Source organism: Sediminibacterium sp. (assembly GCF_051861365.1).
Taxonomy (GTDB): domain Bacteria; phylum Bacteroidota; class Bacteroidia; order Chitinophagales; family Chitinophagaceae; genus Sediminibacterium.
Window position 1 is genome coordinate 1 of record NZ_JBHYCW010000050.1, and the last position, 11,748, is coordinate 11,748.

Annotated in this window: 10 protein-coding genes, 1 tRNA gene, 1 rRNA gene and 1 pseudogene; 4 read left to right on the plus strand and 9 right to left on the minus strand. The window is 39.4% G+C overall.

What is annotated here, in order from left to right:
• The 3 genes from ACTIEV_RS14950 to ACTIEV_RS14960 form a co-directional block, all read right to left on the minus strand.
• A 16S ribosomal RNA gene (locus ACTIEV_RS14950) occupies positions 1 to 265 on the minus strand; the annotation flags it as partial.
• A gap of 731 nt (positions 266 to 996) precedes the next feature.
• On the minus strand, positions 997 to 1,761 hold the full coding sequence (gene truA, locus ACTIEV_RS14955) for a tRNA pseudouridine(38-40) synthase TruA (RefSeq protein ID WP_322195632.1): 765 nt from the start codon (positions 1,759 to 1,761) through the stop codon (positions 997 to 999).
• Complete coding sequence (locus ACTIEV_RS14960) at positions 1,761 to 2,486, minus strand: hypothetical protein (protein WP_439516771.1); 726 nt, start codon at positions 2,484 to 2,486, stop codon at positions 1,761 to 1,763. Before ACTIEV_RS14960 ends, truA begins: the two co-directional genes overlap by 1 nt.
• Positions 2,487 to 2,611: 125 nt before the next feature.
• Between ACTIEV_RS14960 and ACTIEV_RS14965 the strand changes: the two genes are divergently transcribed.
• Entirely contained in the window at positions 2,612 to 5,074 is a 2,463-nt protein-coding gene (locus ACTIEV_RS14965) for a M1 family aminopeptidase (RefSeq protein WP_439516772.1), read from the plus strand.
• A 76-nt stretch (positions 5,075 to 5,150) separates the two neighbouring features.
• Here ACTIEV_RS14965 and ACTIEV_RS14970 read toward each other — a convergent pair whose 3' ends face one another.
• From ACTIEV_RS14970 to gap, 6 genes are all read right to left on the minus strand, one after another.
• Positions 5,151 to 5,960, minus strand: coding sequence for a DUF6263 family protein (locus tag ACTIEV_RS14970; protein ID WP_322195635.1), 810 nt, complete (start codon positions 5,958 to 5,960; stop codon positions 5,151 to 5,153).
• A 17-nt stretch (positions 5,961 to 5,977) separates the two neighbouring features.
• Entirely contained in the window at positions 5,978 to 6,760 is a 783-nt protein-coding gene (locus ACTIEV_RS14975) for a TPM domain-containing protein (RefSeq protein WP_322195636.1), read from the minus strand.
• A gap of 40 nt (positions 6,761 to 6,800) precedes the next feature.
• Entirely contained in the window at positions 6,801 to 7,262 is a 462-nt protein-coding gene (locus ACTIEV_RS14980; RefSeq protein ID WP_322195637.1) for a TPM domain-containing protein, read from the minus strand.
• Positions 7,263 to 7,352: 90 nt separating this feature from the next.
• On the minus strand, positions 7,353 to 7,943 hold the full coding sequence (locus ACTIEV_RS14985) for a LemA family protein (protein ID WP_322195638.1): 591 nt from the start codon (positions 7,941 to 7,943) through the stop codon (positions 7,353 to 7,355).
• A 116-nt stretch (positions 7,944 to 8,059) separates the two neighbouring features.
• Positions 8,060 to 9,256 (minus strand): phosphoglycerate kinase, encoded by a 1,197-nt coding sequence (locus ACTIEV_RS14990; protein WP_322195639.1) that lies wholly within the window; start codon positions 9,254 to 9,256, stop codon positions 8,060 to 8,062.
• A gap of 108 nt (positions 9,257 to 9,364) precedes the next feature.
• A complete protein-coding gene (gene gap, locus ACTIEV_RS14995) occupies positions 9,365 to 10,378 on the minus strand; it encodes a type I glyceraldehyde-3-phosphate dehydrogenase (protein ID WP_178887676.1) in 1,014 nt (337 codons plus the stop codon).
• 240 nt (positions 10,379 to 10,618) lie between these two features.
• On the opposite strand from gap, the gene ACTIEV_RS15000 reads away from it, so the two are divergent.
• From ACTIEV_RS15000 to ACTIEV_RS15010, 3 genes and pseudogenes are all read left to right on the plus strand, one after another.
• A tRNA-Glu gene (locus ACTIEV_RS15000) sits at positions 10,619 to 10,690 on the plus strand.
• A 280-nt stretch (positions 10,691 to 10,970) separates the two neighbouring features.
• Positions 10,971 to 11,390 carry a hypothetical protein gene (locus ACTIEV_RS15005; protein ID WP_322195640.1) on the plus strand — a complete coding sequence of 140 codons (420 nt, stop codon included), beginning with the start codon at positions 10,971 to 10,973 and terminating at the stop codon, positions 11,388 to 11,390.
• A gap of 84 nt (positions 11,391 to 11,474) precedes the next feature.
• Positions 11,475 to 11,748: pseudogene (locus ACTIEV_RS15010) on the plus strand (IS982 family transposase); the annotation flags it as partial.

An 11,748-nucleotide genomic window follows, 5' to 3' on the forward strand; every position in this document is an offset into this window, starting at 1 on the left:
TACCCCGCCAACTATCTAATCAGCCGCACACCCATCAATAAGCGCCGAAGCTATAATAATAATATGATGCCACATCATTATGTTACGGGGTATTAATCCAAATTTCTCTGGGCTATTCCCCACTTATAGGAAGGTTGTGTACGTGTTCCGCACCCGTTTGCCGGTCGCCATCAAATGTATTGCTACATTCATGCTGCCCCACGACTTGCATGTATTAAGCCTGCCGCTAGCGTTCATCCTGAGCCAGGATCAAACTCTCCATTGTAAATGTTGTTTGATCTGACTTAATCTCAAATAATCGAAATTAACGTCGGATTTATTGTTAATTGTTTTTGATTGCTGTTAACCTTACAAGTAAACTAATTTGTAATTATGTTTAATTGTGCTGTTGCTTCCAAACTTTCAAAGATCTTTTGGCTTTATTCTTCGCCTTGCTTAGAACGACAAGTGAATGATTTTCAATTTGTCATGCCACCCATTTGATTGGGGTTGCAAAGGTAAGAGCCTTTATTTTCTCAGCCAAAATTATTTGAAGAAATTTCAAACTTTTTTTGCTGTCAAAATCGTTTTAAGAACTACCGTTTTTTTCAAACGGACGGCAAAGATAAGAGGTTAATTTTTACTGCCAAATTTTATTCGAAATTTATTTTCTCGATTCCCTCTTTCCTGCTTCAATGAACTTCCGTTTTTGTTGAACGGGCGGCGAAGATAGGAGTGTATTTTTAATCACCAAATTTTATTTCAAAATTCTTGATTTTTCTTTCGCCATTCACTGTAGCTGCCTTCAAAGAACATCCGCTTTTTTATCAGCGGGGTGCAAAGATAAGCGTGGTTTTCTTCTTACCAAATCTTTTTGAAAAGTATTTTAGATAGATTTGTTAAACCACTTACTGCACAAGCATTTCAAGAGATAAAAAAAATAGAATAAACACTACATTATAAGACCTAGACCGAATATTGACATCATTCATGACTTTCTCTTGATAATGTCTTTTACTATTGAATCAATTGCAACATATCATCAGGATACACTACTGATTCAAGATATAAACCTTTTGCAGGCGTGGTGAAATCAGCATTTGTACAATCTTTGCTTTCTATAACAGCTCTGAATAGCTGCTCCCCATCTTCAGTGGATACTTCCGTTCTTGCAATTCGCACCATGGTTCCTACAATACCCCTGATCATCCCTCTCAAAAATCGATTCGAACGAATCCGATATGTCAAAGCCCCATTGCTACCCTGCTCCCAATAAGATGAGCGAATGTCACATATATAAGTCTTTACCTGACTATTTCGCTTCGAAAATGAGGTGAAATCACTGTATTCCATCAGAATCAACGCCATACGATCCAATAGCTCCTGATTAACCGGATAAGGAAATAACCACCCTCGATTCACCATAAAAGGATCTTTCTGCCTGTAAATCAAATATTTATAGCTTCGTTGAAGCGCATCGAACCTGCAATGAGCATCATCTGCTACCCGATAAATGGAAGTGATCGCTATATCTGAAGGCAATATTGCATTCAGGTTATACTTGTGTTTGGGTATTAATTCCAATGAACTATCAAAATGGAAAAAATTCTGCAGCCCATGTACCCCCGCATCGGTTCTTGAAGAACCTGTTAACGAAAATGGCTGTCTGAACAAGATTTCTAATGCTTTAGTCACCGCTGATTGAATGGTTTCCTGGCCATCCTGAACCTGAAACCCACTATAGTGGGTACCGTCATATGAAAGTTCAAGGAAATAACGCATCAGAATAACTTGGGTCTGGTAAAAGCCAAATAGGTTGCAGTTCGTATCATAGACTGAGGATTATCTTTCAGCTGTTGTCTGATAGATTCTCCGTGTATCCTCGCTTCTCCTTTCGGTTTCAAAGCCGGTACATATAGAATAACCGTATCATTCTTGGGTGAGCCGGAAACCACAAATACCATGTCGATTCCCTCTTCAGAGGCTTTATCATAAATTTTTTTGATCTCCGGTAAGACTTTTAAAAGTTTGGGAGAAGGTGTTACTTCTTTTACCGTAATGGACTCCTTCGAAATCTGTTTTACAGGCTCGGCTGGTATTTCAACCTCCGGCTGTTTTTTTTCTTCTTTTGGCTGAACGTTTACCGAAAGACCTTTGAGCAAGGTAAAATCCACCAAATTGAAAAGGCTCCAGGTATTGTCTAGCTCTTGTTTTAAAGAAAACCCAAGGTCTTTGCCCTCTACCTTCACCATAAATTTTTGCTCTTTGTCACTTTGTGCGAAGCCAATGTTTAACTCGTACTCACCGTTGGTAATTTTGGGGATTAACAGATATCCGCTTGCATTGGAACTCAAATTGGCTCCCATCAGCCGCAGGTAGAAGGGCTGATTATTTTCTGTTTGTATAAATAGGTAGTGTCCTGTTTGACCATTAACCGTAGAAAAAAATATCATCCCCGTAATTAGGCACCAAGTTTTGCAACTAAATGAAGAGAGGTAACGGTTCATGCTATCAAAATTAAGACTTTCCTTGTCTCAGGATGCTTTGGTGCATAACCTTTCTACCACTGATCAAATTCTTAACGATTCACACAAGTTCTGTCTACTATCTTTAAGGCTTCTAAAACTGAAATATGAAACGTTTATTATTGCTTATTGCTTTTCTACCCTTACTTGCGGTAGCACAAACTCTGGGGAATGAAGATTGGAAAAAAGTCTACAGATCTTTCCCCACCAAAATCAACAACCTTGTGCATACTCGTTTGGATGCCAAATTCGATTATGAGAAATCGTATTTGAATGGAAAAGTATGGATTACACTCGAACCTCATTTTTACGCCACCGACTCTCTGCAGTTGGATGCAAAGGGAATGAATATCTACCAAGTTGCTATTGTAAGAGCCGGAAAGAATATCCCATTAAAATATGCGTATGATAGTCTCTTCTTAAATATTCAGCTTGACAAGACTTATAAAAAAGGAGAACGTTATACTGTATACATTGATTACACAGCTAAGCCTAATGAATTCAGAGTCAATGGTAGTGCTGCGATCACCGATGCGAAAGGTTTATATTTCATCAATCCGAAAGGAGAGGAAAAAGATAAACCAACACAAATTTGGACACAGGGTGAAACAGAAGCTACTTCTGTTTGGGTACCTACGATTGATCGTACCAATCAGAAAACAACACAATTATTCAACTTGACCGTTCCTGCTAAATATGTTTCCTTATCCAACGGGAAACTGATTGCGCAGAAAACCAATACTGACGGAACCCGCACAGACACCTGGTCAATGGATCAACCACATGCTCCTTACCTCTTCTTTATGGGTGTTGGAGACTTTGCAGTTGTAAAAGACACCTATAAAGGAAAAGAAGTAAATTATTACGTAGAGAAAGCATATGAAAAAGTTGCACGCAGAATTTTTGGTGATACACCGGAGATGATGGCTTTCTTCTCAAAAAAATTAGGCGTTGAATATCCTTGGGTGAAGTATAGTCAAATGGTGGCCCGTGATTATGTGAGTGGTGCGATGGAAAATACCACGGCTACACTTCATCAAGAAAGTGCGCAACAAGATGCCAGAGAATTAACAGATGGCAATGGATGGGAATCTACCATTGCACATGAATTATTTCACCAATGGTTTGGAGACCTTGTTACGGCTGAAAGCTGGAGTAATCTTACCGTAAATGAAAGCTTTGCTGATTATAGCCAGTTATTATGGTTAGAGCATAAATATGGCAAGGATGAAGCGATGTTTGAAAACTTTAATCAAATGCGTGGTTACATCGGCAGTGGTCAACAATCACGTGATCTGGTTCGCTTTTATTATAAAGATAAAGAAGATATGTTTGATGCAGTTAGTTACAACAAAGGCGGACGCATCTTACATATGTTACGCAATTTGACAGGTGATGATGCATTTTTTGCTTCGCTTAATAAGTACCTGACCACAAATAAGTTCGGTACCGGAAGCGGACATAAACTACGCTTGGCTTTTGAAGAAGTAACCGGTAAAGATTGGAATTGGTTCTTCAATCAATGGTATTTTGGAAATGGACATCCCAGAATTGATATCAGTTATCAGTACAATGCAGAAACGCAATTAGCTTCTGTGATCATTAAGCAAATTCAGGCTGGCGATAAAGTTTTCAAACTTCCTTTTGCTATCGATATCTGGCATGGCAACGAAAAGAAAAGACAGTTGGTTTGGATGGAGAACAAAGCCGATACTTTCAACTTTAAAGTGAAATCTAAGCCAGACCTAATCAATGTGGATGCCGATAAAATATTATTGATAGATAAAAAAGATAATAAAACATTGGCTGAGTTTATTCATCAATTCAAACATGCGGGCAACTATCTGGATCGTCGCGAAGCAGTTGCATTTGCAGGTAACAATACAAAAGATCCTGCAGCAGTTCAATTATTGGTAGATGCCTTAAGTGATCCTTATTTCAGAATTCGCTCTTTAGCCATCACTAATTTAGGTAAAGTAAAACCTGATGATGCCATCATTGCAAAAATTGAAAAGATCGCTAAAAAAGAAAGCAGAAAAATGGTGAAGGCTGAAGCCATTTCTTATTTAGCCAACCTAAAAAATCAAAGCTATAAGTCTTTCTTTAAAGAAGCTACCAGAGACTCTTCTTATACAGTTGCGGGTGCCGCCCTGGAAGCTCTTACTGATCTTGACAGTGTTGAAGCTTTACAAATTACCAAGGAATTAAGCAAAGAACCGGCCAAGGGGCGTTTGAATGAAGCCATTTCCAATGTATTGATTACTTATGGCGATGAGAAAGCATTCAAGGTTGTATCCGAGAGCTATGAAAAAATGCCTTTGTCTTTTCCTAAAGTACAAATGAGTGCTACTTATGCAGCGTTTGCGGCCAAGTTGATGAATATAGATGAGTTTAAAAAAGCAGTAGATGCGATCGTAGAATTCCGTGATCTGATACCTGCATCAGCTAAAGCGCAAACAGATCCTGTAATCAATGGAGCGTTAAAGGAACTAGCACAAAAGAAAGAGAGTGCCGGCGCTACTGAAATGGCAGCTTACGTGAAAAGTAAATTGCCTGCTGATAAAAAATAATCTCTAATCGATTTGAATGAAGAAGGCCGCCCGGGAATATCGGTGCGGCCTTTTAGTTGAAGTTGGATTGGTAAATTTATAAAAACTTTACACTTGTTTTGGTTTCAGTTTTACTGGTCAGCGGCATTTGCTGTCCCATTACTTCCATATTACCTTTAATATCGCCGATAGATATCTCAGAAATCATCAACCCGGTAGCGCGATCATAAATACGTGTTGATTTTACTGTACCTTCTGTTTTCTGCTTGATCTCCATACCATTTTGAGTCATGGTTGAAGATACTTTAATCGCACTATTTGCTAATACCTGAATTTCTTTATCTGTTACTTTTTCGATAATATTATTTGTTTCAGAGGTACCAGTTTCTGAAGAGTTGTTAGATATCCACGTATACCCTTCTTTGATATCTTCATCTTTTACTAACAAAAATACACGTCCTATATCATTGCCTTCAGAAGCTGCTCCTGGAATCGTTTTAAGTGCTTCTAACATTTCTCCCTGCATGGTTATTTTTCCACCATCGACTGTAATCTGTATTTCTTTACCCAATGATTTAAAAGCCTCCGCTAATGCAGGATTAGATCTTACTGCTTCATCATCTGAATCAATACTTTGTTCTTGTCCCATCATAGCAACATCTGCTGTGATTCTTTTGATGATCATACCCATTGAAAACTTATTCGTTCCCACAGATTTCAATTCATGATCTAGATAGATAGTTGTGGTGTTAGACATTTCCATGTCTTGCCCCATCACAGAAGTAACACTGTTTCCTTTTACTTCTGTAATCACCTGAAACTTTTTGCCGACCGGTAATTTTACCTGTTGTGCTTTTACAGCGATGATACCACCTAGCATCATCGTTGCCATCAAAAATTTTCTCATATTTTTTAGTTTATATTTTACCATCCACCACTGGCACCACCGCCACCGCTGCTACCTCCGCCGAACCCACCAAATCCACCACCACTACCGCCTCCCCAGCCACCGCCACTGCTTCTACGACCACCGCCTAAAACAGATGACCAAAAAATAGCCTCTGCGATATCTCCATATCCTCTTCTGCTCATCATTCCGCCACCTCTTCCTCCACCGCCGCCACCTCGGGCTACAATCATCAGTACCACAAATAATATAATAACAAATGTTAGAATAGATTTACCAGTAGTACCGCCTGATCCTTTGCGTTCACGTTTGACTTTATATTCACCCGCTGCTGCTTTTGCTAAAGCATCAGTTGCTTTATCGATACCGCGATAAAAATTTCCTTCTTTAAAATTAGGCCCAACTTCATTTCTGATAATACTGGATGCCACTACATCCGGTATTACACCCTCTAAACCATACCCTACTTCTATCCTGATTTTTTTGTCTTCAATTGCTGCAATCAGTAATACCCCATTATTGGTTTTTGCATTACCAATCCCCCATTCACGGAATAATTTATTGGCATACTCTTCAATCGGATAACCATCCAATGTAGGAATCAAAACCACGGCTATCTGATTGGATGTACTATCATCCAATGCCACCAGTTTCTGTTCTAGTATCTGTCGCTGTTCAGGAGATAATACATTGGCTGCATCATTCACCAGCTTGGGCGGATTGGGTTTGGGTAGAATATTCTGTCCAAGACCTACTGCTAACCAGCAAAAAGTAAGAAATAAAAGTAATAATTTTTTCATGCTTTCAGTTCGCTGTCATTTACGTGATCAGCTATTGATTTTATTTACCAAAAACAATATCGTCAGGTAATTCATTTTTATCCCCTTTGTTATCATAAGGGAAATGAAATGCCAATGCTTCGCCAATATCTTCAATGATGGTTGCCAAGCCCTCTGCATAATGTTGTGCTTTGAATTCAGCTAACATTTTCTTCACCTCTGTATTCCAAAAATCGGAACCTACTTTTTGATGAATGCCTTCATCTCCAAAAACAGCCAGTTGTCTGTCTTTCATGGCGATATAGACAAGCACAGCATTTCTTTCAGCCGTCTCGTACATTTTCAAGTTAGCAAAGATCTCTTGTGCTCTACGTAACGGATCGACATACTCACACTTATTCTCAATGAAGATTCTCACTTCACCACTGGTTCTTTGTTCTGCATTTCGAATGGCATTAACAATACGCTCTCTTTCAGTGTCTGAAAAATAGCGATCCGGTTTTTTTCTAAAGAGTTCGAACATGACAATGATGCATTAAAAAACCACAGTGAGAATAAGTATCAGGTTTACTTATGTTTCCTGATCAGTAAGATCCGCACTGTGGTTGTATGATTAAAATTTAACTTCCGGAGCTTTTTCTGCGCCTGCATCTGCCTTAAAGCCTTCTTTCACTTTAAAACCAAACATACCGGCGAGAATATTCATCGGGAATGAGCGTGCTTTCACATTGTAATCAGCAACGGCTTTGTTAAAGTCGTTACGAGATACTTTAATTCGGTTCTCTGTTCCTTCCAATTGTGCCTGTAATCCGCGGAAAGCATCATTCGCTCTCAGGTTAGGATAGTTCTCTGTTACCATCAACAAACGTCCCAGCGCCTGAGATAGTTGTCCTTGTGCAGCTTGGTATTGCTGTAATTTTTCAGGTGACAGATCATTAGCGTCTACTTTGATTTGCGTTGCACTTGCACGTGCTTCGATCACATTCTGTAAAGTAGTTTGCTCAAAATTGGCTTCACCTTTCACAGTGTTTACCAGATTTGGAATGAGATCAGCACGACGCTGATAATCACTTTCTACATTTGCCCAGGCATTTTTTACCACTTCATCCTGTTTTACCAATCCATTGTATCCTCTACAGCCACAACCACCCAGAATCAGGATCAATGCAGCAATGACAATAAGGGTTAAATTTTTTGTACTCATGTTTAACTTATTTGTTATGAAATTAGGTGTTTTATTCCTTTTAGAGTATTAGTAGTTGGGGTGGGTAAAATATTACATGGTCTATAGTTAATAGTCCATGGACTATGGACTTTCCCCTACGCTTTCACCGCCGCTATGCCCGGCAGTTCTTTGCCTTCAAAATATTCCAGCATGGCTCCACCTCCGGTAGATACATAGCTTACTTTATCGGCAAAACCGAACTGGTTGACTGCTGCTACGCTATCACCGCCGCCTACCAATGAGAAAGCACCGTTGGCTGTGGCTTCTGCTACAGCAATGGCGATGGTTTTGGTTCCATGTTGGAATTTTGCCATTTCGAATACGCCCATTGGACCATTCCACAAAATGGTTTTAGATCTTTTAATACAGTTGGCGAACTGTTCACAGGCATTGGCACCGATATCCAGTCCCATCCATCCATCCGGAATATGATTACTAGGTGCTGTGGAAGTATTGGCATCTGCTGAAAATTGATCTGCGATTACTGAATCGGAAGGCAAATGAATACAAACACCTTTGGCTTCCGCTTTTTTCAATAATTCCACTGCTGTCTCTAAACGATCATCTTCACACAAAGAATTTCCGATCGTACCCCCCTGCGCTTTCATGAAAGTATAAGCCATACCACCACCTATGATGATATCCGTTGCTCTTTCTAATAAATTTTCTATGATCAAAATCTTATCACTCACTTTTGCACCACCAATAATTGCAGTGAAAGGCTTTTCACTCTGGTGCATTACTTTTTCTGCACTAGCTACTTCACCATCCATGACTGTTCCAAACATTTTTTTATCAGCAGAGAAGAACTGCGCAATCACAGCTGTTGATGCGTGTGCACGGTGTGCTGTTCCAAAAGCATCATTCACATATACATCTCCCAGCTTGCTTAGCTTTTCGGCAAAAGCAGTATCGCCTTTTTCTTCCTCTTTATAAAAACGAAGATTTTCTAATAATAATACTTGTCCGGGTTGCAGAGCAGCCGACATATTTGCAGCTGATGCTCCAATGCAGTCATCCGCGAACAATACTTCTACTCCACCTAGTAATTGACTCAAATGTTTCACCAAATGTTTGAGTGAATATTTTTCAGTTGTACCTTCTTTAGGTCTACCCAAATGACTCATGAGAATAACACTACCTCCATCTGCCAGAATTTTCTTGATGGTAGGGATGGTAGCACGCATCCGATTATCATCAGTAATTTCATACGCAGCATTTAATGGCACATTAAAATCAACGCGGATCAATGCACGTTGGTTACTAAAGTTGTGGTTCAAAAACTTGCTCATAAATTATTTTGACATTGAATGGTGAAAATAAGAAACTGTGACCAACCTATAAAGAAAAAGAGGCTGTAATCATGATGATACAGCCTCTTACATATTTAAATGAAAATCTTATTTGGAAATCAGTCCTGCAAAATATTTCACAGTTCTTACCAATTGACTTACATAACTCATCTCATTATCATACCAACTTACGGTTTTCACCAGTTGTGCATCTCCTACAGTCATCACTTTGGTTTGAGTAGCATCAAACAAAGAACCATAGCTGATGCCGATGATATCAGAACTTACGATTTCGTCTTCTGTATAACCAAAACTTTCATTACTTGCTGCCTTCATAGCGGCATTGATCTCTTCAGCAGTTACTTTTTTATTCAGGATGACCGCCAATTCAGTCAATGAACCGGTAATGGTAGGTACACGCTGAGCGCCACCATCCAGTTTACCTTTCAGTTCAGGTAATACCAGTCCGATTGCCTTTGCAGCACCGGTGCTGTTTGGAACGATATTAGCTGCAGCAGCTCTTGCTCTACGCAGATCTCCTTTCGGGTGAGGTGCATCCAAGGTATTTTGATCATTGGTATAAGCGTGAATGGTAGTCATGATACCGGTAGCAATACCAAACTGATCATTCAACACTTTTGCCATTGGCGCTAAACAGTTGGTAGTACAAGATGCACATGAGATGATGGTTTCGCTACCATCGAGGATCTGATGATTTACGTTGAATACTACCGTTTTCAAGTCCCCTGTTGCTGGAGCAGAAATGACTACACGCTTAGCACCGGCTTTAAGATGCGCTTCTGCCTTTTCTTTATCGGTGAAAAACCCGGTTGATTCGATCACTACATCAACACCATGGTTACCCCATGGAATTTGAGCAGGGTCTTTTTGTGCATAGATCTTAACAGTTTCACCATTCACCACGATCGCATCATCCGTAGATGTAACAGTGGCGTCAAAACGGCCTTGTGCACTATCATATTTCAATAAATGGGCTAATACTTTTGGACTTGTCAGATCATTGATCGCTACTACATCAATTCCTTCCATATTGTAGATCTGACGGAACACCAAACGGCCGATACGTCCGAAACCGTTGATGGCAACTTTTACTGTACTCATTTGTCTAAATTTTTAAGGTATATGGGCTTTAAGAATGGCAAATTTACATGGATTGAGAGGAAATGAGCGGATATTTTTTGTAATACAGTGATTGTGGGGATAGTTGCTCACCGGTTGGAGAATGTATAAGCCACAGATTCACAGATTAGGTATCTAAATCATTGATTTCCATAAAAAGCATAAAAAATTTTGGCAGGAAGTTTTCAAAGCCTATTTTTGCGTCCCGATTGACAAAAAAATGCCCGGTTCGTCTATCGGCTAGGACATCTCCCTTTCACGGAGGAAAGACGGGTTCGATTCCCGTACCGGGTACAAGAAAAGAGGCTGTATCAAAAGTCCGATACAGCCTCTTTTTATTCGGGTACCTACCTGATGGAGAAAGTTTTCATTTAGGCGATTCTCAAAGCCTTCTTTTTACTTTTGAGACTTCCTCTTTTTGTTTGTTCTCTTTGGTTGTTTCTGCCTTCGTTAGTCCCTTGTTTCGAATATCTGCCTTTCCCCCTTCTACTATTAAAATGTGAAAACCCAAGATTTTTTCTACTCCATGCAACAGTTTTGGTATTGGATATCTCAAGCAAGAAAAGAAGTTATCATGAAAAGAAACAGTTTCATCATTCTTACAAGCTTGTTCCTGTTCTTATCTGCCGGTTGTGAAAAGACTGAACAAAATAATACCGAAGGTTGTGTTCAGGTGAAAGTATTAGATGCTATTTGTAATACTGCAGTACTTCAAATACTTGACCCCAACTATTATCATCTAGGCGAGAACGGTTATCAAAAAGACGGCATTACTTATGATCATGTTTTTGGCACTGTATTTCCTTGTAAGCTCCCGAATAACAATTTATCCGTAAGACCAAATCAAGGAGTGGCTGACAAGCCATTTTATGTAAAGATCATTGATAAACCAGAACCTAGTGATCCTAACTGTGGCACTTGTTTAGCAGTAGTGAGCAATGCCCCTAGTAGATGGTTACATGTTTCTGTTTCGCAACAATGCAATACTAATTAACCCAAGTTGCTAGTTAGGTATATATAAAATAAGTGAGCCCTCAAAATAGTTTAAGAGTTACCAGACAATTAAACTTTATAAGAGATGCTCACTGAGGATAAAATTATAGGGATTTACTGTATTGTTGATGATATTTTAAAGGGTATTGGTCATTTAGAGGATAGTCGCCGCAAGGTAAGTGACAGTGAAGTGATAACGACCGCGATAGTATCAGCACTATATTTTGGTGGTCATATTGACAATGGTCGGGGTTTTATGCGAATGACCGGTATGATACCCAATATGTTGGATAAAAGTCGATTTAATCGGCGACTACATCAAGTTAGTGAGCTGCTACTTTCTATGTTTTATCAGTTAG